Below are 26,972 nucleotides of genomic sequence, written 5' to 3' on the forward strand. Positions count from 1 at the left end.
GCCCCGGCTGCCTCAGCGGTGCGCGTCACAACGTCTGCGGCGGTGTTCAGGACGTTCATGTCAGCTCCACATCTCAAGTTCCACCGATGGTCGTCACGGATTCACACAGAGTTGCCCGTCTGGCCGCAGCTCAATCTGGGGATGTGCTGTGTGCGTGGAGACGCAGGTTCACTCCGGCTGGCTGTCCCACCGGCCGGGTTCGCGTCCCGGTGGCTGGCGTGGCCGCGCCAGTAGCGGGGTGCGCCGCCGCAGCGGGACGGAAATCGGTGATTCCGTGGTCAGTTCGAGGTCACGGTTGGCATGGCGTAGTCGCAACCGCCCGTGGGTCTCGTCGCGCAAGGTGTACGTCGCGGTGTCCCGGGTGATGTCGACGGTGACCCGACAGCCCCGCCACCGCAGGCGAAACCGCAAACGCGTGATGTCCTCGGGTAGCTGCGGGTCCAGCGTGAGGATGCCCTCCCCGTCGCGTAGCCCGCCGAACCCCGCGAGAAATGCGGTCCAGGCACCGGCGAGCGACGCCATGTGCAGTCCGTCGCGCGTGTTGTGCTCCAGGTCGCGCAGGTCCATCAGAGCGGCTTCGGCCGCGTAATCATGGGCGAGCTCAAGATGGCCGACTTCGGCGCAGAGCACGGCCTGCGTACACGCTGACAACGACGAGTCCCGCGTGGTGCGCGACTCGTAGTAGTCGACGTTGCGGGCCTTCTCCTCGTCGGTGAAGCAGTGTCCCAGCCAGTGCATGGCCAGCACCAGGTCGGCCTGCTTGATCACCTGTGACGGATAAAGCCGCACATACGGCTGGCTGAGCAACAGCGGATAGGTGGTGTCGTCGGTGAACTGCCATTCGCGCAGCCGGGTGAACCCCTCACACTGTTGATGCACCTCCAGCTCCTTGTCGTAGGGCACATGGACGGTGTCGGCGGCCTCCCGCCACCTCGCCATCTCGTCGGCCGTGACTTCCGCAGCCGCGGCCAGATCGGGATGGCGCTCGCAGGCGGCCGCGGCGATACGCAAGTTCTCTGCGGCCATCAGATTGGTGAAGACGTTGTCGCGCACGACCGCTGTGTACTCGTCGGGACCGGTGACGCCGTCGATGTGCCATTCCCCGTGGCGGTCGTAGTGTCCGAGGGAGTACCAGAGCCGAGCCGTTTCGACCAGAACGGGCAGACCGCATTCGGATTCGAGTGATCCGTCACCGGTGACGACCCGGTAGCGCTCGAAAGCCATTGCGATGTCGGCGTTCACATGCCACGCGGCGGTCCCGGCCGGCCAGTATGCCGAGCATTCCTCACCGCCGATGGTCCGCCAGGGGAAGGTGGCCCCGGCCAGGTCCAGCTCCCGGGCGCGCTCGCGGGCGAGATTCAGGGTCGAAGCCCGCCACCGCAGCGCGTCGGCGGCGGCCTGCGGCCAGGTGTAGGTCAGCACCGGCAGCACGAAACCTTCGGTGTCCCAGAAGGCATGACCGTCATACCCCGGGCCCGTCAATCCTTTTGAGGGTATCGCCCGGCGCTCTGCGCGGGCCCCGGCCTGCAACACGTGAAAGAGCCCGAAACGCACGGCTTGCTGGCAGCGTGGATTGCCTTCGATTTCCACGTCGGCGCTGTCCCAGAAGTCGTCGAGGTACGCCCGCTGCGAGTCGAGCAGCCCTTGCCATCCAGAATAACGAGCGCCGGCGATGGCGCCCGCGACCTGATCGTGCAGGGCCGGGCGCGAGCGCAGCCTGGACCAGCCGTAGGCGAGGAATTTGACGATGCGCAGCCGTTGACCCGCCCGCAGCCCACAGATCACGGTGGTGCGAGCCAGGTCTGCGGTGGTCTCGGTGGACACGTCGACCCTGCCGGGAACCTCGATGACATGATCCATGGCCGCAGCCATGGTCAATTCGCTTGAGCGGGTGCGGTGCATCAACAGCGCCTGCTGGCCGCGGCCTTCGTGGGTGATCGACTTCAGGGGATGGCTGAGCACCGCCGCGGCCCGCGGATCCGGTATGTGATCGGCTGGTCCTCATTGGCAACGAGTTCGGATTGCACTGTGATACGCGCAAATTCATCGACCGGTTCGATGCAGAACTCGATCGCGGCAACGCTGCGATGCTGCAGGGACACGAGCCTGGTCCACTGCATGAGTACCTGCTTGCCTGCCGGCGAACACCAGCGCGCCCGTCGTGTCAACGTACCCGCCCGGAAATCCAAGGTTCGTTGGTGTTCGAGCAGTTCGCCGTAGCGGACGTCGAACGGTTCGTCGTCGACCAGCAGCCGCAGCACCTTTCCGTTGGTCACGTTGATCAGTGACTGGCCTTCTTCCGGATAGCCGTAGCCGGCTTCGGCATACGGCAGCGGGCGCAGTTCGAAGAACGAATTCAGGTAGGTGCCGGGAAGCCCGTGCGGCTCCCCTTCGTCGAGATTTCCGCGAAACCCGATGTGCCCGTTGGACAGGGCGAACACCGATTCGGTCTGCGCGATGAGATTCAACTGGAGTTGGGTCTCGCACAGCTGCCAGGGCTCGACCGGAAAAGCAGTGTCGGTGATCATTGCGCCACCAGCAACTCGGCCAGATCACGCACGACGACATCGGCACCGTTGCTGCGCAATTCAGCTGCGGACCCGGTCCGGTCCACCCCGACCACGCAACCGAAGTTTCCGGCCCGGCCCGCCTGTACACCGGCCACCGCGTCCTCGAACACCGCGGCCTGCGCCGGCGTCACACCGAGTTGCCGGGCCGCATACAGATATGAATCCGGTGCCGGCTTGCCCAGCAGATGCTGCTCGCCCACCGTGATGCCATCGACCCGGCAGGCCACGTACGTGCTGATACCGGTGATGTCGAGTACCTCGCGGGTGTTCATGCTCGACGAGACGACCGCGATCTCTAGCCCGGCCTCCCGCACCGCCTGGAGATAACGCCGGGAGCCCTCGAAAGCGGTGACGCCGTCGCGATGCAGGAACTGCCGGAACAGCGCGTTCTTCCGCGCGGCCAAACCGTGCACGGTGTCGGCGTCGGCGCTGTCGTCCGCATCGCCTTCGGGCAGTTCGATGCCCCGGCTGGCCAAAAAGTCGCGTACGCCGTCTTCGCGGGTACGCCCATCGACGTACCGGAGGTAATCGTGTTCGCTGAACGCGAGACCGTCGCCATGTCGGCGCAGATATTCGTCGAACATCGATTTCCACGCCCGCTCGTGGATGCTCGCCGTCTCGGTGAGCACACCGTCCAGGTCGAACAGGCAGGCGCGCACGCGTTCAGGCAGTCCGAGGTGTCGCGGCTTGTGTTCGGCAGCCATACCTGCCGGTTACCCCGTTTGCCGGCTTCCTCAACGCGCCACGTCCGCCAGGCGACGTGCGAACCGGACCGACCTCACGTGCGGGCAATATCTGCCACCAGCGCGCGATGATCCGAAATCGGCATCTGCGGAGCATCGGAGGTGCGGGCATACAGTCGTCGATCGTCGGTGAGGATGTGGTCGAGCTGGCGCGTCGGCTCCGGTGCAGGGAACGTGGCCCCGTGAGCCAATGGCCTCATGCCGGACCAGCGATGCGCGGCGGGGGCCAGCAGGTTGAGGTCACCGGCGAGGATCCGCGGGCCTGGGAAACCCGCCAGATCGTGGACCAGCCGGCGTAACTGCAGCCGGTTCCACCCGGGGACGAAGGACAGATGGGTCGACGCGACGGTGATCGCACCGAGCGGAGTCTCGATCCGGGCGACGACGGCCGTGCGCGGCTCTTCATGGACCATGAGCACGCGCCTGGGTCCCGGCAGGTACATCGGGAACCGCACCGGGATACGCGGCAGCCGCAGTACCTGCCAGCTGCTCACCGGGTACCGGGACAACAGCGCGATGCCATACGCCGCGGTACCGGGCTGTTCCCGTCCGGTGGCGGCCATCCACGTCGCTCCGGGTGTGCCGGAGATCGCGGCCACGAACCGGTGTTCGGCGGCTCCCATCGCCTCGGCCGCCACCGCCGTGAGATCGGCCCGTCCCGACCGCTCCTGGTCCCGGTCCACCTCCTGCAGCGCCAGCACATCGGGCTCCAAGGTGGTCACACACGACCGCAGTCGGTCCATATGCACACCGTCATCGACGGTGCGGCCGTGCAGGATGTTGAAGGTAGCCAGTCGCATGATCTCGGCGTACCCGTTGTGGGCCCGTGCTTCACGACCCACGACTGAATTCCGATTGCGGTGCCGATGTCTTGGGTATCAAGCCTGCATGGATGCGATCGACCACATCGCCCGGCGCGAGCGGCTGCGGACGGCGATGAAGACGTCGGCGGCCGCGCTGCGGGACCACGGCCCGTCTTTCGCACTGGCGGGCAGCTACGCGCTGTGGGTCTACGGGGCCCCGGAACCGGACCACGATGTCGATCTGATGGTCGCCCAAGCCGACGCGCAGTCCGCGGCGCTCACGCTGGCCGCCGCGGGATTCGTCATCGAACAGCCGCCCGAGGATTGGTTGTTCAAAGCCCGCGTCGGCGATGTGGTGGTCGATGTACTGCACCACGTCAACGGAGTGGCCGTCGAGCCGGCGATTCTGCAGGCCGCCGAGTACCGCGATGTGCTCGCGGTCCGCATGCCGGTCCTGCCACCGACCACCGTCATGATTCAGAAACTGCGGGCCCTCGAGGAACACCGATGCGATTTCACATCGCTGCTGCCGGCTGTGCGGGCCACGCGAGAGGTGTTGGACTGGGATCGCATTCGCAAGGAGACCGCGGACAACGACTACGCCGTCGCGTTTCTTGTGCTGACCGAACGACTCGGCCTGACCGTGTGAGCGGCAGTCACGGCGTCGGCGGTTGCACTTCGCCTGTTCTCATGAAAAGCGGTAGCGCCAGCCAGAACAACGCGAACAACATCAACGCGACGGCACCGGCGATCAAGGCGACCGCGGTACCGGCCACCGAATCGAAGACGATCACCGTGACACCCACGAGCGCCACCCCGAGCAGAATCAGTCCTGTATACGCGCACCGGTGCGCCGCGGCCACGAGAACTGCCAGCCGGTGCCGGCGGAACAACAACCGGTGCATACCGACCGGCGCGATCAACAGCACCGTGGCCGCGACCGACGCGCCCACCGTTGCCAGATAGACAATCCGCATCCGCTCGTCGAGCACTCCGAATCGCTGCTGGAAAGGCAGGGTCAGCAAGAATCCCGTCAACAGCTGCACACCGGTCTGGGTAACTCTCAGTTCCTGCAGCAGACTGGCCCAATTACGGTCCAGGCGTTCGGTTTCCGTCTCGTTTCGTTGCCGGGTGTCCCACCGCTGGTCCTCCTCCGGGTGATCGACGTCCATGATCTCACCGTGCGCCGCCGCTGTTGTCCGCTAGTTGCCCAGCAGATCGTTGAGGTCGTCGGCGTGCTCCTCTTCTTGTTCCAGAATTTTCTCCATCAGGCGTCGGGTGGTGGGGTCGGCATCTCCGATCCACCGGATGATCTCCTGATAGCTGGTGATGACGATCCGCTCCGCGACCAGATTCTCCTGCAGCATCCGGTTGAGGTCGGCATCTTCGACCGTCACATATTCGGTGTGGCTGCGTTGGGCCAGGGTGGTCGGGTCAAAGTCGGGTTCACCGCCGAGCTGGCTGACCCGCTCGGCGGCCCACTTTCCGTGCTGCAGCTCCTCGGCGGCATGTTCGGTGAACTCCGCGGCCACCTGGGCCCGATCGATCCCGGTCGCGGCGATCGCATGCTGGGTGTAGCGCAGGTAGCACACCACCTCCGTGGCGACGACCTCGTTGAGCACGTCGATCAGCCGCTTGACGTCGATGGTGTTCCCACTGGTGACCGCTCCGGCGTCCATGTGTTTACGGGCGTCGTCACGGATGGCGGTCACGTCGATCTCGAACTGGTTGTCCGTCCTGCTGGTTTTGGTCGGCACCGGATTTCCTTTCTGTACGGGCGCTTTGGTCGTCACATATGGCGTAGTCGGGTTCGCGCGGCGCCGCCGGCGATGATGGCGGCCGTGCCTGCGGCAGCGGCGGCAGTGAGGCCTCGCGCATGACTGCGCAGCCACCATGTCGGGCTGCGGTCGTGGGCCTCGTCGTCGAAGATGCCGTGCGCACCACGGTCGGTACCGGGGTGTTCATCCAGCGGGACGAAGAGATTACCCGCCTCATGTCCGATGTCGGGAGCCGTCTGTTGTGAATCGACGCCGGTACGGCCCAGATAACGGTCCAGCACCGCCGGAACGGCGCGCTGCCCCAGCAGGGTGAGCACAGTGCTTCCGCCGACCCAATACTGTTTACGCGTAGGGTGTTCGGCGGCATAGCGTACGGCCCGTGCCGCCACCTCGGGTTGGTAGACGGGCGCAACAGGACGCGGCTGCCGCGCCAGGCGCGAACGTACCCACGAGAACTGCGGTGTATTGACACCCGGCATCCGCACCACGGTGACGTGGACACCACTGTGATCGTGGAGCAGCTCGGTGCGCAGCGATTCGCTGAACCCGTCGATGCCGTGTTTGGCCCCGCAATAGGCGGACTGCAGCGGGATGGCCCGCTTGGCCAGGGCCGAACCGATCTGGACGATCGTGCCACGGTCTCGCGGCCTCATCCGCTTGAGCGCTGCCATCGTTCCGTGTACGGCTCCGAGATAGGTGACCTCGGTGGCGCGGCGAAACTCCTCCGCAGTGATTTCACGGAACGGTGCGAAAATCGTCGCAAAGGCCCCGTTGACCCAGATGTCGATCGGACCGAGCTCCTTCTCGATCATGTCGGCGGCCCGGTCCACCGCGGCGTAATCGGAGACGTCGGTAGGTACGACGAGCGCTGTGCCACCGAGCTTTTCGACCTCCTCTGCGCCTGCCTGAAGACCGGCCCGACCACGTGCGATCATCCCGATGCGGGCACCGGCAGCGGCGTACTCACGCACGACCGCACGCCCGATTCCAGCGCTGGCGCCCGTCACGACCACAGTGGGCCGCGAGTCGTCACCGATGGTGTCCGACTGCTCTGCCGGTGCGTTGCTGTTCATCTCGTTGTCCCTAGTGTGGAATCAGCTCCTGGGCCTTGGTTTTGGCCCCCTGGTACACCAGGTGCCAGCCGTTGGGGTCACCCTTGAGCACAGCGGACACCATGTCCTTGATCTGCTCGTAGGTGGCATGCGGCGGAATCGGCGGCACTTCGGGGTCGCAGTGGACGTCCAGCACGGTCGGCACGTCGCTCGACAAGGCCTGGTCCCAGGCCGCCCCGACTGAATCCCCATCTGTCACCGCAACACCGTTCAACCCCATGGTGCACGCGATGTCTGCGTACGAAACATCGGGAAGAGATTGAGAGTCAACGAATTTCGGAGAGCCACCCATGGCGCGCAATTCCCAGGTGACCTGGTTGAGGTCGTTGTTGTGGAACACGCAGACCACCAGCCGCGGGTCGGACCACTCCGACCGGTAGCGCAGGATCGTGAGAAGTTCGGCCATGCCGTTCATCTGCATGGCGCCGTCACCGACCAGCGCGATCACCGGCCGGTCCGGATGCGCGAACTTCGCCCCGATCGCATACGGCACACCCGGGCCCATCGTCGCCAACGTCCCCGACAGCGATCCCCTCATTCCGTCCCGGAACTTCAGGCAGCGGGCATACCAGTTGGTCGACGACCCCGAGTCGGCGGTCACGATGGCGTTGTCCGGCAACCGCTCTGAGAGTTCCCACGCGATGCGCATGGGGTTCACCGGCTTGGCCGAAAGCATGCTCTGGCGCTCCAGGGTTTCCCACCACCGGGCCACACCACGTTCGATACCCTCCCGCCACGACCTGTCCTGCTTCGGTTCGACCAGCGGAAGCAATGCCCTCAGTGCGCTTTCGGCATCGGCGACGATGTTCACCTCGGTGGGATAACGCATGCCGATCGCCGCGCCGTCGATGTCGATCTGGATGGCGCGGGCCTGGCCGAAATCCGGAAGGAACTGGCTGTAGGGGAAATTCGAGCCGATGATCACCAGCGTGTCGCACTCGCGCATCATCTCGTAGCTGGGTCGGGTACCGAGCAACCCGATCGATCCGGTGACATAGGGCAGGTCATCGGACAGCACGTCCTTGCCGAGCAGCGCCTTTGCCACCCCCGCGCCGGTGAGCTCGGCGAGCTCGCGTACCTGCGCCGCGGCCGACCGCGCGCCCTGGCCGATCAGGATGGCCACCCGCGACCCCGCGTTGAGTATGTCTGCGGCCCTGCGAATCTGGTCGCTCTGCGGATCCACCACGGGACGCACATACATCGCGTCGCTCGACGGGACCTGCTTGAACTCGTGGCCGGGCGCCGAATACGGCTGCTCCTGCAGATCCGACGGGATCACGAGGGCCGTGGGTGCGCGCCGCGCCAGCGCTGTACGAATGGCCCGATCCAAGGCATTCGGCAGCTGACTGGCGACGTTGACCTCCACCAGGTAATCGCTGGCGACGTCCTTGTACAAACTTTGAAGGTCGACCTCTTGCTGGTAACTACCGCCCATGGCGCTGCGGGCGGTCTGACCGACGATGGCCACGACGGGGACCCAGTCGAGCTTGGCGTCGTAGAGCCCGTTGAGCAGGTGAATGGCGCCGGGCCCCGAGGTCGCCATACACACGCCGACATCGCCGGTGAACTTCGCATAGCCCGTTGCCTCGAACGCCGCCATCTCTTCGTGCCTGGCCTGGACGAACTGCGGGGCATCCTTGGCCCGGCCGAACGCCGCCACGATCCCGTTGATCCCGTCACCCGGATAGGCAAAGACGTGCTTGATGCCCCAATCCCGCAGTCGTTCGATCAAGTAGTCACCGACGCTCGTCGTCATGCCGCCTCCTGGTCTGTCGCGCTCCGTTCGCCGAGTACCCGCCTGCCTGCAGGAGTAACCGCCGCAACCGCTGGGTAATCCGCAGACATGACTGCTGACGGCGCGGTTGAGACGGTCCTTCCTGACGAGGTCAGAGAAGGCGATGTCATCAGGGATCCGGCAGCCGCCCGGTGGTTCACCGTGAACGAGATCCAGGTGGTTGCCGGCGAGGGCGCCGGCGTGTTCAGCTTCTACGACAAGAGCCCCGACGACGCGGTGACCGTGGCAGGCGACGAGCGGCTGACGCGACGCAGGTCGCCGCCAGGCGTTTGATGCAATCGCCTCCGGGTACGTCAGCGCCATGGCTGAAACACCGTTGCAAGTACTGGGACTGATCTGCACACTCAAACCCGGCCCGGCGGACTCCAGCAGCGCGCTGATGGCTCAGCACGTCATGGATGCGTTCGCGCCGTGGGGTGTCACCTACGGGTTGGAGCGGTGTGCCGATTACCACATCGCTCCGGGTGTCGCGGCGGATATGGGCGACGGCGACGAGTGGCCGACCTTGCGCCGGCAGGTGCTCGACGCCGACATCCTGCTCATCAGCACTCCGGTCTGGCTCGGACATCCGTCGAGCGTGGCACAGCGCGTCCTGGAGCGCCTCGACGCCGAGCTCTCCGAGAAGGGCGACGGCGGGCGACCGATACTCGCAGGCAAAGTGGCGATCGTGAGCGTCGTGGGCAACGAGGACGGAGCTCACAAGACGGTGGCCGACCTGTTCCAGGGTCTCAACGACGTCGGCTACACCATTCCCGCGCAAGGCTGTACCTACTGGAACGGCGCCGCGATGGAGTCCACCGACTACAACGAACTCGACACCGTTCCCAGCGCGGTCGCGGCCGCGACCCAAGCGGCGGCACGCAACGCCGCACACCTGGCTCGCGCGCTCAAGGCCTCGCAGTATCCGCCCTACGAGTAACCCTGGTGGCGAAACCATCACGTGCGGAACAAGTTTGACGCATCGTCGCGTTTTGACGCCGTCACCTGCGGGTATCCCACCCGCGACAGGAGTTGAGCGCCATGAGGAAAACGCAGGGCAAAGACAACGTCGTGCACTCGGGAACGCGACACCACCATCGCGGCCGCAGCCCGCAGTCGATGGCATTGACAGCCGGCTGCCGAATCATCGTCAAGAACGCCGTGCGGCTGTGGGCACTGCAGCCGAATCTGCACTGGCCGTTCGACTCCATCGACCGCATCGCCGGCTGGGCCCCGCACCCGCCTGCGGTATCGATACGCCGGGTCGAACTACCCACCTGCCCCGCTGAGTTGGTGTGCGCGCCAGGGACGTCCGCGCGTCGCGCGGTGCTGTACCTGCACGGCGGGGCGTTTTTGACCTGTGGCCTCAACACGCACAGATCACTCGTCGCCAGGTTGTCGAGTGCGGCCGACGCCGAGATTCTCAACGTCGGCTACCGCATGTTCCCTTCGTACGGACCGTCGGCCGCTGTTGCCGATGCGCTCGACGGGCTGCGCTGGCTCCTACGCCGCGGATACCGTGACCACGAAATCGTACTCGCGGGCGACTCGGCCGGCGGATACCTCGCGCTGGCGACCGCGCTCGAACTCCTACACCGCGGGCGCACCCCCACGGCCGGCGTGGTCGCGATCTCGCCGTTGACCGATCTCGATTCGGCGCACCGGCTGGCACAGCCTCATTCGCGATGCTCGATGTTCACCGCCCGCGCGATGACGGCATTCTCTCGCTATCTCACCGCGCAACGTCGGGGCCGCTTCAACCGGCGGATCGTCTCACCCGTCGATGCGGACCTGGAGAACATGCCGCCGGTGTCGATCCACGTGAGCACGGATGAATTCCTGCTGTCCGACGCGGAATTGATGTATCGGCGGATGGTCGATGCGGGCGCGCAGTGCGACCTGCACCTGTGGGACGGTCAGATCCACGACTTCCCACTGGCCGCAGACATCCTGCCGGAAGGACGGCGGGCACTTCGTTACGTCGGCGATTTCGTGAAGCGAGTTACGCCCGCGTCAGTCGAGGACGCGGTAGCCCGGGATTACGCGAGGGCCGCCTCTCTCTGACCGCCGATTCACCGGTTTGCCTTCGTCCGCCTCGGGTACTCAGCGCGGAGGTCCCACCATGAGAGGAATCGCGGTGAACAACACCCCAAACCCGAAGCAACAACAACTCGAAGGCGCCCGAGTCGACAACGGCAAGGGGTATTTGACCACCCAACAGGGCGTGCGGATCGACCACACCGATGACGCCCTGACAGCCGGTGAACGCGGGCCGACCCTGCTGGAAGACTTCCACGCCAGGGAGAAGGTGACCCACTTCGACCACGAGCGCATTCCGGAACGGGTCGTGCACGCCAGAGGTGCTGGTGCATATGGCTATTTCGAGCCGTATGACGATGGCCTGGCGGATTTCACCGCAGCGAAGTTCCTCACCACACCGGGCTTGCGAACGCCGGTGTTCGTCCGGTTCTCCACCGTGGCAGGCTCACGCGGCTCGGCCGACACCGTCCGTGACGTTCGCGGGTTCGCCACGAAGTTCTATACCGAACAAGGCAACTACGACCTTGTCGGCAACAACTTCCCCGTCTTCTTCATCCAGGACGGCATCAAATTCCCCGACTTCGTCCACGCGGTCAAACCCGAGCCGCACAACGAGATTCCGCAGGCCGCATCGGCGCACAACACCCTGTGGGATTTCGTGTCGCTGCAGCCGGAGACGCTGCACGCGATCATGTGGTTGATGTCCGACCGCGCGCTTCCCCGCAGCTACCGGATGATGCAGGGGTTCGGCGTGCACACGTTCCGCCTCGTGAACGCCTCCGGCCAAGGGGTTTTCGTCAAGTTCCACTGGAAGCCGCTGCTCGGCGTGCATTCGCTCATATGGGAGGAATGCCAGCAGATCGCCGGCAAGGACCCCGATTTCAACCGACGCGATCTGTGGGAGGCCATCGAGGCCGGGCACTATCCGGAATGGGAGCTCGGGGTGCAACTGATTCCCGAGTCCGACGAATTCGACTTCCCCTTCGACTTGCTCGACGCCACCAAGATCGTTCCGGAGGAACGGGTGCCGGTGCTTCCGGTGGGACGGATGGTGCTGGATCGCAATCCGGACAACTTTTTCGCCGAGACCGAACAGGTGGCGTTCCACACGGCCAACCTGGTGCCGGGAATCGATTTCACCAACGATCCGCTGCTGCAGTTCCGCAACTTCTCGTACCTCGACACGCAGCTCATTCGGTTGGGCGGTCCGAACTTCGCCCATCTTCCCGTCAACCGTCCGATCGCCGATGTCCGCAACAACCAGCGCGATGGCTACAGCCAGCACACGATCGCCCAGGGACCGACGAGCTACTACAAGAACACCCTCGGCGGCGGCTGTCCTGCCCTTGCCGACGAGGATGTCTTCCGGCACTACACCGAACGCGTCGACGGCCACAAGATCCGCCGGCGCGCGGAGAGTTTCAAGGACTACTACAGCCAACCACGGTTGTTCTGGGACAGCATGTCCGCGGTCGAGGCCGAGCACATTGTCGCCGCGTTCGCATTCGAACTCGGCAAAGTCGGGCCCGAGACCGGCATACGGCCGCGGGTGGTCGAACAACTCAACCTGATCGACCACGATCTCGCCGCGCGGGTCGCGGCGAAGCTGGGCCTGACCGCACCGGCAGAAGTATCCATCGACGTCCGTCACGCACCGTCACCCGCCTTGTCCCAGCTCAATGCGGTCCCGCACACGATAGACACCCGACGCATCGCCGTCCTGGCGGCAGGCGGGGTCGATGTCCGTGGGATCGAGCGCGCAGCTGCGGCGCTGCGCCGGCTCGGTGCGACGGTCGACATCATCAGCACGGTCGGCGGCGGCACGGTGTGGTGCGACACCGGCCACGAACTCGCCGTGGACCTGGGCATCAACACCACCTCGTCGGCCCTCTACGACGCGGTCCTCGTACCCGGCGGAGCGGAATCCGTCGAACAGCTGACACAAGACGGGTCGATGATTCACTTCGTGAGCGAGGCGTACAAGCACCTCAAGCCCATCGCCGCATTCGGCGCCGGCATCGATGTGCTGCAGGCGGCCGGTGTGAGAACTCGGGTGGCCAACGGATCCGGAGCCGTGTCGGACGACGGGGTCATCACGTCGCGCACGAGCGGCGACGACCTCGACGATGCGTTCATCGGCGCACTCGTCGGAGCGGTCGAACGTCATCGGGTATGGGACCGCGTGACCGACATGATTCCTGCCTGAGAATCGCCGTCCCACTTGTCTGTGACAATTCTGCAAACACTCTCGTCAATTAGGGATGACCTGGGCTTTTACCGCCCGAATTTGCGCAAGCAACCATGAGAAATCCCTTATGCCGATTGTCCATAACGCCGCCGCGACGTAGAGTCATGATCAGGTTGAGTTAGCAGCCAAACACGCGCGTTGGCGCGCAGAGCTACGTGACTCCCTGCGCCCATTGCTTTGAAAACCCAGAGCTCGTTTGCGTGCCATGTATGAATCGACGTTTTTCGATTGATGGAGGCAACGTGTCAATAGTCAACGTGGCGCCCCCCACTGCCGCTGGGCAGTCCGCTCACCGTGGCGACCAGATGGCAGGCTTCAGCACCCGCTGGGTCCGGCCATCGACGGCACTGGTGACCGTCGGCGGCGAACTCGACGCCGCCAACGCCCGCCAATTCGCCGAGTATGCGATGGGGCACATCAGCCGCAGCAAAGAGCTCATCCTCGACCTGCAATCCGTGCAATTCTTCTCGGTGTCCTGCGTTCCCACGCTTCACAACCTGAACATGCGCTGCGCGCGGGAAGGTGTCGGCTGGGCGTTCGTACCGAGCGCCGCAGTGTTGCGGGTCCTCCGAATCTGCGATCCCGATGAACAATTACCCGCCGCACCAACGATCAAGATTGCCTTGTCGAGGCTGCGCAACGGGTTCCCGCCCAGCGCTCCGTACGGGAGCATCGCAACGAATGCCATCTTTGCTGTCTGATCGGCCGCATCCAGGCCGACGTCGGTCGAGATGCGCCTGCGCCGCAGCGTAGTCGGCGGTCCAGGTCTACACCGGGTACGTCGTGGTCGTGGTTTCAGCTACCACACCGACGACGGCCAACGGGTGACCTCGCCGAAGGTGCTGCAACGTATAGAGGAGCTGGTGATCCCGCCGGCCTGGAACAACGTATGGATCTGTCAGCGTCCCGACGGTCACATCCAGGCCGTCGGGACCGACGCGGCGGGCCGCCGTCAGTATCTCTACCACCCGCAGTGGCATGAGGACCGGAGCGAAGAGAAGTTCGATCGCGTCCTGGAAATGTCTGCGCGGCTACCGGACTGGCGTGCCGCCGTGGCGGCGGACCTGCGGCGGCCGGGACTGTCGATGGAGCGGGTGCTCGCTGTCGGCCTGCGGCTGCTGGATCTCGGCTATTTCCGTGCCGGCGGTGATCAATACGCGGAGGAAAACAATTCTTTCGGCATCGCGACGCTGATGGGCGAACACGTCACCGTACATTCGGGCTCAGTCGAATTCGACTATCCCGCGAAAAGTGGTGTGCGTCGCGTCCTCGACATCAAAGACCCGGACACGGTCCGCGCCGTCCGCAGTCTGCGACGCGCGGCCGGATCTGATCATCGCCTGCTGTCGTACCGGAACGGGGACGGGTTCAGCACGGTTCACGCCGACGATCTCAACGCTCGGTTCAAGCAGATGGTCGGTGACGAATACACGGTCAAGGACCTACGCACTTGGCACGGAACGGTTTTGGCGGCTGCGGCATTCGCCGACGCCGATCCCCCGGTCCACGAGAAAGTGATCAAGCGGGTCGAGGCTGCGGTGATGCGCGAGGTCGCCGAGGAACTCGGCAACACGCCGGCCGTTGCGCGCAGCGCCTATGTCGACCCGCGCGTGCCGAAGGCCTATCGGGATGGCCTCACGATCGCGACGAGTGTCCGGCGATCAGCGCACACCAAGGACGCCGACAAACGCCAGGCCATTCTGGGGCGCGGCACAGCACGACTGATCCGCAAGGTGGCGCACTAGCCCTTGGGCACCAATGAGGTGACCGTCGCAGAACCCACCCACCTCGTCAGAATCCAGGTACTTTTCCGTTGCCGAGGTACCTGAGCCCGGCATGCCTGATCTCGGTGGGGTCGAGAAGGTTTCGCGTGTCCAGCACCACAGCAGCCGGTGCCTGCCCGGCAATCCGGAACCAGTCCAGGTCGCGGAACTCCGGCCACTCGGTGAAGACGACGATCGCGTCCGCCGCCTTGGCGGCGAGGTATGCGTCGTCGACAGCGCCGATAGACGACCGGCGCAACGTATCTTGGTCGATCATCGCCAGCCGTGGGTCGTAACCACTCACCTGCGCGCCCAGACTTGCCAGCCGGTCGCTGATGAAGAGCGCGGGCGAATCTCGCACATCGCAGGTGCCCGCCTTGAAGGTCAGACCGAACGCCGCGATCCGCGCTGTCGCGAGCGGACCGGCCATCGATTGCGACAGGGCCGCCACGATGCGGTCGGCCTGGCCCAGGTTCGTATCGCGGGCCGAGGCCACCTCGGCCAGTTCGACCCCGTTGCGGCGCCCGGTATCCAACAGCGCTGCAGTGTCTTTGGGCAGACAGGAGCCGCCCCAGCCTGGGCCGGGCTGCAGGAAGTGCTTACCGATCCGGACATCGGCACCCATACACCGGGCCACATCTGCGACATCGGCGCCGACGCGCGAGCACAGCTGCGCCAGCGAGTTCGCGTACGAGATCTTCACTGCCAGAAACGCGTTGCTGGCGTACTTGGCGAGTTCGGCGCTCTCCGGGCTCATCCGCAGCACCTCGGTGTCTCCCACGCCGTAGACCGTCTGCAGCACGTCTGCGGCCCGGTCATCGGCCGCTCCGATCAGGATCCGATCGGGATGGCGGAAGTCGTAGATCGCGTGGCTCTCCCGCAAGAACTCGGGGTTGGACACCGCCGAGATGCCGGTGCCGTGCAATCGGTCGATCACCATGCGGGTCGTGCCCACCGGCACAGTGGATTTCATCACCACCACCGCCCCGGGGTGCAAGGTCCGGTTCAGCTGGCCGACGGCCGCATCGACAGCAGTGATGTCTGCGGATCCATCTGGCCGGCTCGGGGTGGGTACGCAGACGAACACCACCTCGCACTCGGCCAAGTCCTCGAAACGCCCACTGAATCTCAGGGTCCCGTCGCGCAGCGTCGAAGCCAGCAGCTGCGGAAGGCCCGGTTCGTCGATCGGCGCCTCGCCGGCCGTCAATGTACGCACCCGCTGTGCGTCGACGTCGACGCAGACAGTGGCGTGCCCGCGTTCGGCAAGACATACCGCGGAGGTGAGCCCGACATATCCGGCGCCGACAACTCCGATCCTCATGTCTTCACCCCCAGGACGCCCTCGACCGCTTCGAGGACCCGCTGCGGGGTGATCAGCAGCAGCCCGCGATGGGGCTCGTCACCGTGCGGATCGCCTCTGTCCCCCGCCCACAGCGCGACATGCTCGCCGGGGCCGCGCGGTCCCCAGAGCTTCGGCGGGGTCGGGCCGAACAACAGCACCGACGGGGTACCCGTCGCGGTGGCGATGTGCCCGACCCCCGTGTCGCCGCAGATCAACAGGCGGCAATCGCTGATCAACGCAACCAGGCCGAGGAGCCCGAGAGTGCCTGCCAAAACGGCCGATTGGGGCAGTCCCGCCTGATCGGCCACCGCCCGGGCGAGTTCGATCTCGTTGCTGTCGCCGGTGAGGACTACGTCGTAGCCGGAATTGCGCAACGCCGCGGCCACCGTGGCGAATCGGTCCACGGGCCACCGGCGGGCCGCCGTCGTGGCACCTGGGTGGATGACCACCACGCCGGAGCGGTCGGGGTAGCCTGGCGGCCGACTGATCGCCAGATCCTCTGGATCGCAAGCGATCCCGTACCACTGAAGCAGGGCGCACCAGCGGTCGACCTCGTGCAGGTCGGCGCGCCATGGCGGTCCCTGCACATCGGGATGATCAGCGTGACGATGGCTGAGCATCGATTTCGGTTGCAGCGACGTGAGGTCTGCGATGCTCTCGGGCCCGCTGCCGTGCAGGTTCACCGCGATGTCAGGTACCCGCTGCCGGGGATGCAGGCGTCCCAGACCCGGTGTGGGATCGAGTTCGTCGATCGCCCCCGACAGCATGGCCAGCCGAGAGAACCGCTCCGGCGCGGCAAGTACGATGCGTGCGTCCGGATACGCTCGCCGCAACCCACGCAGTGCCGGAAACCCCGTCAGCAGGTCGCCGAGGCCCAGCGCCCGCAGGACGAGGACATGCGGCGAGTCCGCCGAACTCACGGCCATGACGATTCCGTCGAGGCACAGACCACGAGTTCGCGGATCTCACAGCCGGCGGGCTGCGATAGCGCGAAAACTACTGTCTCCGCGACGTTTTCCGGTTTGTTCAGCACGGCGTCGGTCGGCGGCTTGTACTGGTCGGACCGGCCGTCGAAGAACGGCGTGTACATGCCGCCGGGTATCAGCATCGTGACCCCGACCTCTCCGGCGAGTTCGGCCGCCAACGCGCGGCTGAACCCGACGACGCCGAATTTCGATGCGCAGTATGCGGTTGCATCGCTGACCGCCTTGATGCCCAGGGTCGACGCGCACGTCACGATGCGGCCGCCACTGGCCTTGAGGAAGGGTAGCGCAGAGCGGACGACGGCCGCCGTGCCGAGCAGATTGACGTGGATCACCCGTTCCCAGTCCTTCGCGCTGACATCGGCCAGCTTGCCGCAGGAATCGATGCCCGCGGCGGTGAACAGTCCGTCGATCCTTCTGTCGGCCTGATCGGCCAGCAGGCACACCGCGGAATCGACCGCTTCGGTATCAGCGAGGTCGGCAGCCTGATATGGGACGTCGGCCTGTGGCCGCTTACGGTCGATGACCATCGGTGTCCCACCATGGCGCGCAACGGCTTCGACCGTTGCCGCACCTAGACCGGATGCACCGCCGGTGATGATGACGTTCCCCAAGTTCACGAATTACCCCTTTCGGTCATGGCTGCGTCGCGGATCAACTTCGATGACGAGTAACCGGCGACGGTCGGCAGCAAAACCACCTCACCGCCGTTGCCACGGACGACAGCCGCCTCCGGCAGATCGGCTTCGGTGTAGTCGCCGCCCTTCACCCACACATCCGGACGTAGTGTCTCCAGCTGAGATTCGGGCGAGGACTCGTCGAATATCAGTACGGCATCGACACAGGCCAGTGCCGCAAGCACTCTCGCCCGGTCCAACGCGGTCGTCACGGGCCGTCCCGGCCCTTTGAGCCGCCGTACCGAAGCATCGGAGTTCAGCAGGACCACCAGCGAGTCGCCGAGCTGGCCGGCCTGGTGCAAAAGTCGTACGTGGCCGGTGTGCAGTAGGTCGAAGCAGCCTCCCGTGGCCACCAACTTGCCCGGTCTGGCCCGCAGGTGGTCGCGAACCTGGGCGGCGTCCGTGGTGATCATCGCCGGCCCGTCGGTCCCGCGACCCGGCGTACCCACGGCCACCGGAGTGGAAACCGCCACGGCGCCACCGGTGGCGACGAACCGGCTGGCGGCGGTGACCGCGGCCTGAACCGCCGTGACGATGTCGGCACCGTCGGCCAACGCGCGCGTTGCCGCGACCGCGAACCGATCTCCCGCGCCACAGGCGTCGGTACGGCCGGTGCCCGCTCGGGCCGACGGTGGCACCGGCACATGCGTGGTGTCACCGGTGTCGGTGGACAGCACGGCGCCGTCGGAGCCGAGCGTCACGCAGACGCCGTGGGCTTGCCATTTCTGCCTCAGCGCATCCGCCGAACACGACTGCGCCTCACCCTGGTTTGGAGTCACGAGTCGGCATCCAGCGACGGGATCGGCGCCGCGCGGATGCGGATCCCACACCACGGGTACGCGCTGCGCGGCCGACTCGATCAGCGTGCGCAACGCCGGATGCGCAGTCACCCCGCGCCCGTAGTCGGCCACACACACCGCAGCCGCGTCGTCGAACGCTTCGACGACGGGTGCGGGAAGGGTCCCCGCAGGCACCGTACCGTCGCCGTGGTCCAGCCGCAGCACGGACTGTCCGGTGGCGCGGATTCGGGTCTTACACGCAGTCGTGCCGCTCAGCCGCAGCCGAGCCACCGTCACGCCCGCCGACTCGAGCAGTTCGGTGAGTTCGTGCCCCTCGGCGTCGTCGGCGATCGCGGTCACCAGAATCACGTCCGAATCCGTGCGAGCTGCCAGCACAGCCGCCAGGCCCGCCCCACCGGGACGATGCCAGACCCGCTCCGCATCGACGACCGGAACCGGCGCCTCGGGGCTCAACCGGGTCGCACTGCCATCGATGTCGATGTCGAGCATGCAGTCCCCCACCACGACGATGGGCCTGGCCATCAGACACCCCCCGGCACGCCAGAGGTGCCCAACACGACATCGTCGAGCGCGATGCACAACGAATGCACGAGCAGCAGATGGATCTCCTGAACGGTCGCGGTGCTCGGCGCCTCGACACAGATCGCGTCGTCGCACATGGACGCCAACGGATTGGGCGCGGGCCCGGTCAGCGCCCACGTGGTCAGGCCGATGTCATGTGCCGCCTTGACCGCCGAGAGCACGTTCGGGCTGGTGCCGCTGGTCGACAGTGCCACCAGCACGTCGCCGGGTCGGCCGTGTGCCCGCACGCCGCGGGCGAACATGTCTTCGATGCCGTAGTCGTTGCAGATCGCGGTCAGCGCGGACGTCTCGGCGTGTAGAGAAATGGCCGACAACGGGATTCGTTCATCCTTGAATCGGCCCACGAGCTCTGCGGTGAGATGCTGCGCTTCCGCGGCGCTTCCACCGTTGCCGCAGGCCAGCAGCCGACCGCCGCCCGTCAGTACGGCTGCGAGGTGCTCTCCCCACCGGGTCAGTCGCGCGGTCTCGCAGTCGATGCGATCCACCGCATTGGTCAGAGCGTGCATGTGCGAAGCAATCATGTTGTCCTACCTCCGTATTGATCGACAGCGGCCAACATCTCGGCATCGGTGATGCCATCGAGGCACGGATGCCCGGGTACCGGGCACTGCCGCGCCCGGGTCAGCCGACACGGGGCCGTTTGGTCGCCAAGCCGGATCACGTTGCGGCCGTACGGAAGCCACTGCGATGCGGGCACTACCGGCGCGAACAGCGACACGACCGGTGTTCCGACGGCCGCGGCCAGATGCGCCGGGCCCGTGTTGGGTACCACGACGACCCGGGATCTGGCGTATACCGTGGCCAGCGTCGCCAGTGAGGTTCTTCCGCCGAGATCGACTGCGGCGTCACCGGCCACCCGGGCGGTCAGGGCGTGTTCGGAGTGGTCGCCGGTGACCAGCACCCGGTAGCCGGCGGCGGTGAGTGCGTGCACCATTGCCGCGCTGCGGCCGACTGTCGGGCGCCGAGCGGGCACCGCCGCACCGGGGTGAAACACCACATACGGTGCCACCCGGGTGATTTCATCGAGATCGGGCGGCAATGCCGAGGCGACGTCGACCCTCAGCGCGCCGTCGTCGCCGCTCGGCAAGGCGCATCCGGCGGCGTTGACCAAGGACAACGCCCGCTCCGGTTCCGGCACCCCCGGTTCGGCGTGATGCCGAAGATCCAGCAGCGTGCCCGGATAGTCCTCGCTGATGGCACCGATCCACGGCACCCCGGCCATGCGACCGATCAGGGCCAGTGGCAGCGGTGACTGGTGGAACGACGTGAAGATGAACATCCGATCGGGCCCGACGTCACGCAATTGTTTGACCAGTGACTCGACATGGCCGGAGGTGAGCTCCGGGGAGTCGAAATCCACCCAGGGCGCCTGCCATTCGATGACGTCGGCAACGGCGGGCAGCAACCGTGCGGCCTCGCTGCCGCGCGGTCCCGCCACGAAGACGACGGGGCCGTGGCGGCTCGCGACCGCACGCACGGCGGGGCCGGTGATCAAGACGTCGCCCGCACTGTCGAGCCGGGCCACCACCGCGGTCATCGCGCCCCCTGCAGAACGAGCTCAACCGCATCCTGAAGAGTCGCCGCGACCCGCGCGACGGCACGTGCCTCGGTGACCTCGTCGGGCAATGTGCGTTCAGTGGGAACCAGAATCGCGGCGGCCCCGGCTGCGAGCGCGGCACGCACGTCGCCTCCGGTATCGCCGATCAGCACGCATCGGCGCGGCTCGATGCCGAGCACTTCGGCAGCCGCTCGTACCATCCCTGGCTCGGGCTTGCGGCAACCACATCCGGCCTGCTCTGCATGCACACACACCTGCCAAGAATCGAACGGGCCCATAAGTTCGTTGACCCGCGCGTTGACCGCGTCGAGTTGGTCGGTGCTGATCAGTCCGCGTGCCACACCGGACTGATTGGACACCACAGCCAGGAGCAGTCCGCGTTGCCGAAGACGCTCGATCGCCTCCACAGCGCCGGCCACCGGCTGCACACCGGCAGGATCGTTGAGATACGGGATGTCCTTGATGATGGTGTCGTCGCGGTCGAACAGTACGGCAAGCCACGGATCCCGGTGCGAGTCAAGGAATTCCCACTCGCCGCGCAGCCGTTGCGCCACTGCGACAGGAGGAATCACGATGCTGGTGACCAGCATCTTGACCGCCTCGACGGGCGTGCGTCGTCCCGCAAGGAACCGGCGCACGGCGAAATCGGTTGTCAGTGAACACCACGAGGCGCGCGCGAGCCACGACACCGGCGGTGGTGTCGCGAGCGAGAGGACCGCCGCGATCGTCGTCGCCGTATGCAACGGCAAGCGTCCGCGTCCCTCGCCCACCGCCGAACGCCAACCGCGCCCATGCTTGCGGCGCATCAGTGCGTCGTCTCGATTGCCCCGCTGCGCACGCACACTGGCTCCCCACGAGGCGCGGGACAACGAATGGCGCGAGCGCCGGGCACCACGCGCAATCGACTCGCCGGTCAGTGTGATGCGCAGAGCGAGATCCGAGTCTTCGCGATAGGCCCGGGGAAATCGCTCGTCGAACCCGCCCACGGCCACCAGTGCGCTACGCCGATATGCCATATCGGCGGTGATCCATTGAGCGTCGGCGAGCCGCTGGGTTCGGCGTTGGTCATCGGTGCTGCGCCGCCCGTACGGCGCGGGCACTTCGATGACCGCCTGCGAGCCGACGGCCCCGGCCGCCTCGGCATCGAGCAGGTCCTGGTAAAGCGCAGTGAGCCAATCGATTTGCGGAAGAACGTCGTCGTCGAGGAAACAGATCCAGTCCGTCGCGCAGCTGCGCCAGCCGACATTGCGCGCCGCTGCGGGACCACGCCCGCCGGAGCGCAGCAGCTTGACCGGCAGTGTCGCGGTGGTCAGCAGCGGCGGGTCAGGATCGACGCGATCGTCCACGACGACCACCGCGTCCGGCGCCGGGCCCGCGGAGTGCTCCAACGCCAACAGCAACCGCTGCAACGTCGCTCGCCCGATCGTCGGTATCACGATCGCGAAGCTCACAGTCGCCTCCGGACCACGAACGGCCCGATCGCCAGCAGGTCGATCGGTGCGCTGCCGAAACATTCGAGGGCGTCCCGCGGCGAATCGACCATCGGCCGACCGGCGGTGTTGAAGCTGGTATTGACGATCACCGGCACCCCGGTGCGATCGCAGAACCGACTGATGGTGCCGTACAACAACGGATCGGTCCCGTCGACCGTCTGGATCCGAGCGGTACCGTCGACGTGCGTGACGGCCGGGATCCGCGGCTGCCATTCGGCTGCTACGTCGTGCACGAACAGCATGTAGGGGCTGGGAATCGGCCCGCCCGAGAAGATCTCGTGCGCGCGTTCGGCCAGCACCATGGGCGCAACGGGCCGGAATTGCTCACGGCCCTTCACCGCGTTGAGGCGCTCGACATTGGCCGCACTGCGTGGATCGGCCAGCAGGGACCGCCCGCCCAGCGCCCGCGGGCCGAATTCGGCGCGGCCGTGGAACCAGCCCACCAACTGGTCATCGGCCAGTGCGTCACCGACCGTTGCGGCAAGATCATCGGGACGTTCATACCGGACCGCCGCGGTGTCGAGTACCTCGGCGATCTGAGCCTCGGTCCAACCGCGGCCCAGTGCGGCCGACGGCATCGGTGTGATCGGATCGTGCGCCTCGGCGGCCAGGGCGAGCGCAGCGCCCAGCGCGGTACCCGCATCGCCCGCGGCGGGCTGGATCCACACCTCGTCGAATCCGCTGTGCTGGTGGATCTTCGAGTTGGCGACGCAATTGAGCGCCACTCCCCCCGCCAGGCAGAGGTTGCGGTGTTCGGTGTGGTCACGCAGCCACGCCACGAGCTCGAGCAGCACCTCTTCGAGGACCCGCTGCACGCTGCAGGCCAGATCCACCCTGTCCTGCCAGCTGGTGCCGAACGACTGCCAGTCCACCGGTTCGGTGCGGAATCCGCCTTCCCCGCAGCTGTACACGAGTTCTCGGAACCGGTCGGCGAAACGCGGTTCACCATACGACGACATCGCCATGACCTTGTACTCGTCGCTGGAGCGTTTGAACCCAAGATGCTCGGTGAGCTCTTCGTAGAGCAGGCCGAGTGAGTGCGGAAGCTGTTGAGTCGCGAGCACATCCAACTTGTTGTCGGTGTAGGCGCCGGCCAGCATCGAGCTGGTCTCACCCCGCCCGTCGACCACGAGAACAGCGCAGTCCGGGTGCGGTGAGGCCAACGCGGTGGATGCGGCGTGGGCGACATGGTGGCGGACGTAGCGGACGATGCCCGGATCAAGGCCCGGCAAGGCCGATTGCAGAAACTTGGGCGCGCGTTCGGCGTACAGCGTCCGCAGGCTCTCCCACTGTCCGTCATGACCGATCAGATCAGTCTCACTGCCGTGGAGCAGTCCGGGATCGTAGGAGTAACCGACCGCGTCCAGGTCGGCGGGTTCGAGACCAGCTTGTTCCAGGCACCACCGCGCCGAGGCCACCGGCAGTTCCCAGGTCGAGAACGCGACGGCGTCCTTGCCGTGTTTGCGGCGGCTGAACCGTTCCTCCTCGGCGGCCGCGACGATCCGACCGTCCACCACTAGTGCGGCGGCCGGATCGTGAAACACCGCGTTGATTCCCAGTACTCGCACCGACTCCTCCTCAGTCGCTTTCTGACAAGCCTTGTTGGACAAACCATTCGATGGTCCTCGCCAGCCCGTTGCGGCAATCCACCTGCGGCTTCCAGCCGAGCCGCCTGCCCGCCTCGGTGATGTCCGGGCAGCGGCGTTGCGGATCGTCGTCGACTCCGGGCACCCGGCAGATCGGCGATTCGCTGCCGGCCAGCTCCCGGATGAGTTCCGCGATCGCCAGTACGGTCAGTTCGTCCGGATTGCCGATGTTGATCGGCCCCTGGCATTCGGCCCGGGCCAACGCCAAGAGCGCGTCGACGGTGTCGTCGACGTAGCACAGCGACCGGGTCTGCCGTCCACTGCCGTGTACCGTGATCGGCTTGTCGGCGAGTGCCTGTTCGCAGAACGTGGGGACGATGCGGCCGTCCGCACGGCGCATCCGGGGACCGTATGTGTTGAACAGCCGAGCCACGGCGATGTCGGCGCAACGCGCGCGCCCGTAGGCGAACGTCAGGGCTTCGGCATATCGTTTGCCCTCGTCGTAGACACTTCTCGGACCAACCGGGTTGACGTTGCCCCAATAGTCTTCGCGCTGCGGATGTTGCAACGGGTCGCCGTACACCTCGCTCGTCGACGCCAGCACGAAACGCGCGCCGTACCGCTCGGCGTAATCCAGTGCGTTGGCGGTGCCGACGGAGTTCGTGGTCAAGGTCTGCACCGGTAGCCGCTGATAGTCGACGGGTGACGCAGGCGACGCGAGGTGAAAGACCGTGTCGACGCTGGGCAGTGTCGGCAGGGGATGAACGATGTCGTGAAGCACGAACCGGTAGCCGGGCCGCTCCGCCAGCCGGGTCGGCGCATCCAGCATGCTGGTCACCCCGTTGTCCACGCACACCACCTCGACGCCGGAGTCCAGCAGTCGATCACACAGATGGCTGCCCACAAACCCTGCGCCGCCCGTCACCAACACTCGGTTCAGTTCACGCATGAGGGTTTGCCCCTCGCCGTCGCGGGTAGCCGCCTGCGCTATGGAATATGCAGGCAAGATCTCGTTCGTCATCGCCAGCCGCAATCGCCCGGCCGAACTCGCCACCGTGGTGAGCAGGCTCCTGGACACGACACCGTGTCCGATCATGGTGGTGGACAACGGTTCTGATCACGGAGCCGTCGATGGCATCCGACAGGTCGCCGCGCAATCGGCCGGCCGGGTCACCGTGCTGGGCCTGCGGTCCAACCTCGGCGCGGTGGGGCGCAACGTCGGCGTCGCCGCGTGCCGCACTCCGTACATCGCCTTCTGCGACGACGACTCGTGGTGGACACCGGAATCCCCGGCCCTCGCCGCGGACATCTTCGACCGTCATCCGAGCGTCGCCCTGGTCGCGGCACGCACCGAGGTGTGGCCGCAGCGACGTGACGATCCGGTGGTCGAGCAGCTCGCGAACAGTCCGCTGGGGCGGCGACCCGATCTGCCGGGGCCGTCGATCCTGGGCTTTCTGTCCTGCTCTGCCGTCGTCCGCAAGACAGCGTTCGAAGCGGCCGGAGGATTCAGCCCGATTCTGCACTTCCGCGGCGAGGAGCAGTTGCTGGCAATGGATTTGGCTGCGCGTGGCTGGGACCTGTGCTACTGCCCCGAGCTGACGGCCATACATCAGCCGTCGGCTCTGCGGGCCACGACCGCGGCGCAGGACGCCCGCAGCCTGCGCAACGCCGTGCTCACCACCTGGCTGCGCCGGCCCATCGGGCCGTGTTTCGGTGGAGCCGCTACGTTGGCGCGAGCCGCGTCCAACGACACCGCACACGCCCGGGCAGCCGCAGAAGCGTTGCTGCGGCTGCCCGCCGTGATCGCATCCCGTCGACGGCTGCCTGCCGCGGTCGAGCACGCGGTCGCACTGCTGGACGGTGCGAAATCTCATCACTGAACAGCACTCTCGGAGGCATCAGCGGATACCACCGGCGGTACGTACGCCGCAGGACCGACGCGGTCATATACCCGCAGGGTGTCGGCTGCGATCCGGTCCCACGAGTACCGTGACCGAGCGCGGTCCCGGCCCGCCGCCCCGAGGCTGCGCCGCAGGAAGTCGTCGCGTAGCAGGCTGTTCAGCGTGTCAGCCAACAGATCCGGGCGCTTCGGGGGGACCAGCCGCCCCGTCACATCGTGCACAACAGTGTCGAGCATGCCGCCGACGGCCGACGCCACGACAGGCACACCGCAGGCCATCGCCTCCAGTGGCACGATGCCGAACGGTTCGTACCACGGTGTGCACGCGACGACGTCGGCGGAGCGCAATACGGCAGGCATGTTCGCCCGGGCCACCGATCCGCACAACTTGACCCGGTCGTCGACGCCGAGTTCGCGGGCCAACGCCTTCAACCGACGGGCCTCGGGATCACGCCTGAGCGCAGCTCGGTCGGGCCCACCCACGATCACCAATTCCGTGTCAGGGATACTGGCCAACGCACGGATGGCGAGATCAAAACCTTTGCGAGGCACGAACCTACCGACACTGACGATGCGGTGCGCCGCACCACGGCGCGACTTCGGGCCATCCGGGGTGAACAGGTCCAGATCGACTCCGCAGGGCACCACTGACGTCCGGCTGCGTGACCGGCCCAGGCGCATGAGTTCGAACACTTCGTCGGTGCACGTCGCGGCGACCCAGGTGGCACAACGCGCCACCATGCTTTCCAGCTTGAGCCGCTCCGGTGGGCTGGTGTCGTCGGCACCCTGATGCCTGCGCTTGACCACACCGAGTGCGTGAAAAGTCTGCACCGCAGGGAGATTCAGGTGGCGTGCGGCCAGTTGGCTGGCCACTCCCGACATCCAGAAGTGTGCGTGCACGACGTCCGGGCGGTGAGCGGTCCAATCGCCGTCGAGAAACCGGGCGAACTCCCCCATGTATTGCAGCAGTTCGTCTTTCGGAATGTGTTCGGAAGGGCCGGCCGGAACATGTACAACGGTGTATCCGTCCGGGGTGGTCACGCGCTCGGGCAGGGCTCGGTCGTCGCGTCGGGTATAGACGACGACTTCGTGGCCGCGCCGGCTCAAGGCGGCGGAAAGCGCTGCCACATGGACGTTCTGGCCGCCTGCATCGACGCCCCCAAGTGCGGCCAGTGGGCTGGCATGCTCGGAGACCATTGCAATCTTCATTCGCAACTCCT

The 26,972-nt window shown here is 66.2% G+C and carries 24 protein-coding genes and 1 pseudogene; 8 read left to right on the forward strand and 17 right to left on the reverse strand.

Features of this window, described 5'->3' with window-relative positions; all coding sequences use genetic code 11:
- Positions 1-168 precede the first annotated feature (168 nt).
- The 3 genes and pseudogenes from BTO20_RS26455 to BTO20_RS26465 all read right to left on the reverse strand — a co-directional run bounded on the left by BTO20_RS26455 (position 169) and on the right by BTO20_RS26465 (position 4,113).
- Positions 169-2,528 (reverse strand): annotated as a pseudogene (locus tag BTO20_RS26455) (glycoside hydrolase family 65 protein).
- A complete protein-coding gene (locus BTO20_RS26460; protein ID WP_087078970.1) occupies positions 2,525-3,274 on the reverse strand; it encodes an HAD family hydrolase in 750 nt (249 codons plus the stop codon). Before BTO20_RS26460 ends, BTO20_RS26455 begins: the two are co-directional and overlap by 4 nt.
- A 74-nt stretch (positions 3,275-3,348) precedes the next feature.
- On the reverse strand, positions 3,349-4,113 hold the full coding sequence (locus BTO20_RS26465; RefSeq protein WP_087082715.1) for an endonuclease/exonuclease/phosphatase family protein: 765 nt from the start codon (positions 4,111-4,113) through the stop codon (positions 3,349-3,351).
- A gap of 88 nt (positions 4,114-4,201) precedes the next feature.
- Here BTO20_RS26465 and BTO20_RS26470 point away from each other — a divergent pair, with 88 nt between their 5' ends.
- Entirely contained in the window at positions 4,202-4,765 is a 564-nt protein-coding gene (locus tag BTO20_RS26470; RefSeq protein WP_087078971.1) for a nucleotidyltransferase, read from the forward strand.
- Positions 4,766-4,772: 7 nt separating this feature from the next.
- Here BTO20_RS26470 and BTO20_RS26475 read toward each other — a convergent pair whose 3' ends face one another.
- From BTO20_RS26475 to BTO20_RS26490, 4 genes are read right to left on the reverse strand one after another with little or no spacing between them, the layout of a single operon-like run.
- Positions 4,773-5,288, reverse strand: coding sequence for a DUF6328 family protein (locus BTO20_RS26475; protein WP_087078972.1), 516 nt, complete (start codon positions 5,286-5,288; stop codon positions 4,773-4,775).
- Between the two features lie 30 nt (positions 5,289-5,318).
- The gene (locus BTO20_RS26480; RefSeq protein ID WP_198344072.1) at positions 5,319-5,873 is read right to left on the reverse strand and encodes a ferritin-like domain-containing protein; all 555 of its coding nucleotides are present in this window, start codon (positions 5,871-5,873) and stop codon (positions 5,319-5,321) included.
- 32 nt (positions 5,874-5,905) lie between these two features.
- Positions 5,906-6,967, reverse strand: coding sequence for an SDR family oxidoreductase (locus BTO20_RS26485; RefSeq protein WP_087078973.1), 1,062 nt, complete (start codon positions 6,965-6,967; stop codon positions 5,906-5,908).
- Between the two features lie 10 nt (positions 6,968-6,977).
- Positions 6,978-8,762 (reverse strand): thiamine pyrophosphate-requiring protein, encoded by a 1,785-nt coding sequence (locus BTO20_RS26490; RefSeq protein ID WP_087078974.1) that lies wholly within the window; start codon positions 8,760-8,762, stop codon positions 6,978-6,980.
- Positions 8,763-8,849: 87 nt separating this feature from the next.
- Between BTO20_RS26490 and BTO20_RS26495 the strand changes: the two genes are divergently transcribed.
- From BTO20_RS26495 to BTO20_RS26520, 6 genes are all read left to right on the forward strand, one after another.
- Positions 8,850-9,074 (forward strand): hypothetical protein, encoded by a 225-nt coding sequence (locus BTO20_RS26495; RefSeq protein ID WP_087078975.1) that lies wholly within the window; start codon positions 8,850-8,852, stop codon positions 9,072-9,074.
- A gap of 28 nt (positions 9,075-9,102) precedes the next feature.
- The gene (locus BTO20_RS26500; protein ID WP_087078976.1) at positions 9,103-9,720 is read left to right on the forward strand and encodes a flavodoxin family protein; all 618 of its coding nucleotides are present in this window, start codon (positions 9,103-9,105) and stop codon (positions 9,718-9,720) included.
- A gap of 101 nt (positions 9,721-9,821) precedes the next feature.
- Positions 9,822-10,844: an alpha/beta hydrolase gene (locus BTO20_RS26505; protein ID WP_198344073.1), complete on the forward strand. Its 1,023-nt coding sequence runs from the start codon at positions 9,822-9,824 to the stop codon at positions 10,842-10,844.
- Between the two features lie 73 nt (positions 10,845-10,917).
- Positions 10,918-13,026 (forward strand): catalase, encoded by a 2,109-nt coding sequence (locus BTO20_RS26510; RefSeq protein WP_087082719.1) that lies wholly within the window; start codon positions 10,918-10,920, stop codon positions 13,024-13,026.
- 284 nt (positions 13,027-13,310) lie between these two features.
- A complete protein-coding gene (locus tag BTO20_RS26515; protein WP_087078978.1) occupies positions 13,311-13,769 on the forward strand; it encodes an STAS domain-containing protein in 459 nt (152 codons plus the stop codon).
- A gap of 30 nt (positions 13,770-13,799) precedes the next feature.
- The gene (locus tag BTO20_RS26520; RefSeq protein ID WP_087078979.1) at positions 13,800-14,813 is read left to right on the forward strand and encodes a DNA topoisomerase IB; all 1,014 of its coding nucleotides are present in this window, start codon (positions 13,800-13,802) and stop codon (positions 14,811-14,813) included.
- Between the two features lie 46 nt (positions 14,814-14,859).
- Here the strand turns inward: BTO20_RS26520 and BTO20_RS26525 are convergent, their stop codons facing one another.
- The 9 genes from BTO20_RS26525 to BTO20_RS26565 are packed head-to-tail and all read right to left on the reverse strand — an operon-like array spanning position 14,860 to position 24,801.
- Positions 14,860-16,152 carry a UDP-glucose dehydrogenase family protein gene (locus BTO20_RS26525; RefSeq protein WP_087078980.1) on the reverse strand — a complete coding sequence of 431 codons (1,293 nt, stop codon included), beginning with the start codon at positions 16,150-16,152 and terminating at the stop codon, positions 14,860-14,862.
- Positions 16,149-17,099, reverse strand: a complete 951-nt coding sequence (locus tag BTO20_RS26530) for a glycosyltransferase family 9 protein (protein ID WP_087078981.1) — start codon at positions 17,097-17,099, stop codon at positions 16,149-16,151. The genes BTO20_RS26525 and BTO20_RS26530 overlap by 4 nt, the downstream gene beginning before the upstream one ends.
- Positions 17,090-17,776 carry an SDR family oxidoreductase gene (locus tag BTO20_RS26535; protein WP_232490859.1) on the reverse strand — a complete coding sequence of 229 codons (687 nt, stop codon included), beginning with the start codon at positions 17,774-17,776 and terminating at the stop codon, positions 17,090-17,092. Before BTO20_RS26535 ends, BTO20_RS26530 begins: the two co-directional genes overlap by 10 nt.
- Positions 17,773-19,155 (reverse strand): PfkB family carbohydrate kinase, encoded by a 1,383-nt coding sequence (locus BTO20_RS26540; RefSeq protein WP_087078982.1) that lies wholly within the window; start codon positions 19,153-19,155, stop codon positions 17,773-17,775. The genes BTO20_RS26535 and BTO20_RS26540 overlap by 4 nt, the downstream gene beginning before the upstream one ends.
- A complete protein-coding gene (locus BTO20_RS26545) occupies positions 19,155-19,736 on the reverse strand; it encodes a D-sedoheptulose-7-phosphate isomerase (RefSeq protein ID WP_087078983.1) in 582 nt (193 codons plus the stop codon). Before BTO20_RS26545 ends, BTO20_RS26540 begins: the two co-directional genes overlap by 1 nt.
- On the reverse strand, positions 19,733-20,752 hold the full coding sequence (locus tag BTO20_RS26550; protein ID WP_087078984.1) for a glycosyltransferase family 9 protein: 1,020 nt from the start codon (positions 20,750-20,752) through the stop codon (positions 19,733-19,735). The genes BTO20_RS26545 and BTO20_RS26550 overlap by 4 nt, the downstream gene beginning before the upstream one ends.
- A complete protein-coding gene (locus BTO20_RS26555; protein WP_232490860.1) occupies positions 20,749-22,224 on the reverse strand; it encodes an HAD-IIIA family hydrolase in 1,476 nt (491 codons plus the stop codon). The genes BTO20_RS26550 and BTO20_RS26555 overlap by 4 nt, the downstream gene beginning before the upstream one ends.
- Positions 22,221-23,834 carry a carbamoyltransferase family protein gene (locus tag BTO20_RS26560; protein ID WP_087078986.1) on the reverse strand — a complete coding sequence of 538 codons (1,614 nt, stop codon included), beginning with the start codon at positions 23,832-23,834 and terminating at the stop codon, positions 22,221-22,223. Before BTO20_RS26560 ends, BTO20_RS26555 begins: the two co-directional genes overlap by 4 nt.
- Before the next feature lie 10 nt (positions 23,835-23,844).
- Positions 23,845-24,801, reverse strand: coding sequence for an NAD-dependent epimerase/dehydratase family protein (locus BTO20_RS26565; protein WP_198344074.1), 957 nt, complete (start codon positions 24,799-24,801; stop codon positions 23,845-23,847).
- 40 nt (positions 24,802-24,841) lie between these two features.
- Here BTO20_RS26565 and BTO20_RS26570 point away from each other — a divergent pair, with 40 nt between their 5' ends.
- Complete coding sequence (locus tag BTO20_RS26570) at positions 24,842-25,732, forward strand: glycosyltransferase family 2 protein (RefSeq protein WP_087082724.1); 891 nt, start codon at positions 24,842-24,844, stop codon at positions 25,730-25,732.
- Here the strand turns inward: BTO20_RS26570 and BTO20_RS26575 are convergent.
- On the reverse strand, positions 25,726-26,961 hold the full coding sequence (locus BTO20_RS26575; RefSeq protein ID WP_087082726.1) for a glycosyltransferase: 1,236 nt from the start codon (positions 26,959-26,961) through the stop codon (positions 25,726-25,728). The genes BTO20_RS26570 and BTO20_RS26575 overlap by 7 nt on opposite strands.
- Between the last annotated feature and the right edge of the window lie 11 nt (positions 26,962-26,972).

Origin of the sequence: Mycobacterium dioxanotrophicus (genome assembly GCF_002157835.1) — a bacterium.
In the GTDB taxonomy this organism is placed as follows: Bacteria; Actinomycetota; Actinomycetes; order Mycobacteriales; family Mycobacteriaceae; genus Mycobacterium; species Mycobacterium dioxanotrophicus.

Excerpts from the sequence above, each read along its gene's own strand:
- BTO20_RS26460 (WP_087078970.1), bottom strand. The coding sequence starts at position 3,274 with ATGGCTGCCGAACACAAGCCGCGACACCTCGGACTGCCTGAACGCGTG.
- BTO20_RS26575 (WP_087082726.1), bottom strand. The coding sequence starts at position 26,961 with ATGAAGATTGCAATGGTCTCCGAGCATGCCAGCCCACTGGCCGCACTT.
- BTO20_RS26530 (WP_087078981.1), bottom strand. The coding sequence starts at position 17,099 with ATGGCCGTGAGTTCGGCGGACTCGCCGCATGTCCTCGTCCTGCGGGCG.
- BTO20_RS26525 (WP_087078980.1), bottom strand. The coding sequence starts at position 16,152 with ATGAGGATCGGAGTTGTCGGCGCCGGATATGTCGGGCTCACCTCCGCG.
- BTO20_RS26520 (WP_087078979.1), top strand. The coding sequence starts at position 13,800 with ATGCGCCTGCGCCGCAGCGTAGTCGGCGGTCCAGGTCTACACCGGGTA.
- BTO20_RS26490 (WP_087078974.1), bottom strand. The coding sequence starts at position 8,762 with ATGACGACGAGCGTCGGTGACTACTTGATCGAACGACTGCGGGATTGG.
- BTO20_RS26470 (WP_087078971.1), top strand. The coding sequence starts at position 4,202 with ATGGATGCGATCGACCACATCGCCCGGCGCGAGCGGCTGCGGACGGCG.
- BTO20_RS26545 (WP_087078983.1), bottom strand. The coding sequence starts at position 19,736 with ATGATTGCTTCGCACATGCACGCTCTGACCAATGCGGTGGATCGCATC.
- BTO20_RS26565 (WP_198344074.1), bottom strand. The coding sequence starts at position 24,801 with ATGCGTGAACTGAACCGAGTGTTGGTGACGGGCGGCGCAGGGTTTGTG.
- BTO20_RS26495 (WP_087078975.1), top strand. The coding sequence starts at position 8,850 with ATGACTGCTGACGGCGCGGTTGAGACGGTCCTTCCTGACGAGGTCAGA.
- BTO20_RS26465 (WP_087082715.1), bottom strand. The coding sequence starts at position 4,113 with ATGCGACTGGCTACCTTCAACATCCTGCACGGCCGCACCGTCGATGAC.
- BTO20_RS26485 (WP_087078973.1), bottom strand. The coding sequence starts at position 6,967 with ATGAACAGCAACGCACCGGCAGAGCAGTCGGACACCATCGGTGACGAC.
- BTO20_RS26550 (WP_087078984.1), bottom strand. The coding sequence starts at position 20,752 with ATGACCGCGGTGGTGGCCCGGCTCGACAGTGCGGGCGACGTCTTGATC.
- BTO20_RS26505 (WP_198344073.1), top strand. The coding sequence starts at position 9,822 with ATGAGGAAAACGCAGGGCAAAGACAACGTCGTGCACTCGGGAACGCGA.
- BTO20_RS26540 (WP_087078982.1), bottom strand. The coding sequence starts at position 19,155 with ATGGCCAGGCCCATCGTCGTGGTGGGGGACTGCATGCTCGACATCGAC.
- BTO20_RS26475 (WP_087078972.1), bottom strand. The coding sequence starts at position 5,288 with ATGGACGTCGATCACCCGGAGGAGGACCAGCGGTGGGACACCCGGCAA.
- BTO20_RS26500 (WP_087078976.1), top strand. The coding sequence starts at position 9,103 with ATGGCTGAAACACCGTTGCAAGTACTGGGACTGATCTGCACACTCAAA.
- BTO20_RS26570 (WP_087082724.1), top strand. The coding sequence starts at position 24,842 with ATGGAATATGCAGGCAAGATCTCGTTCGTCATCGCCAGCCGCAATCGC.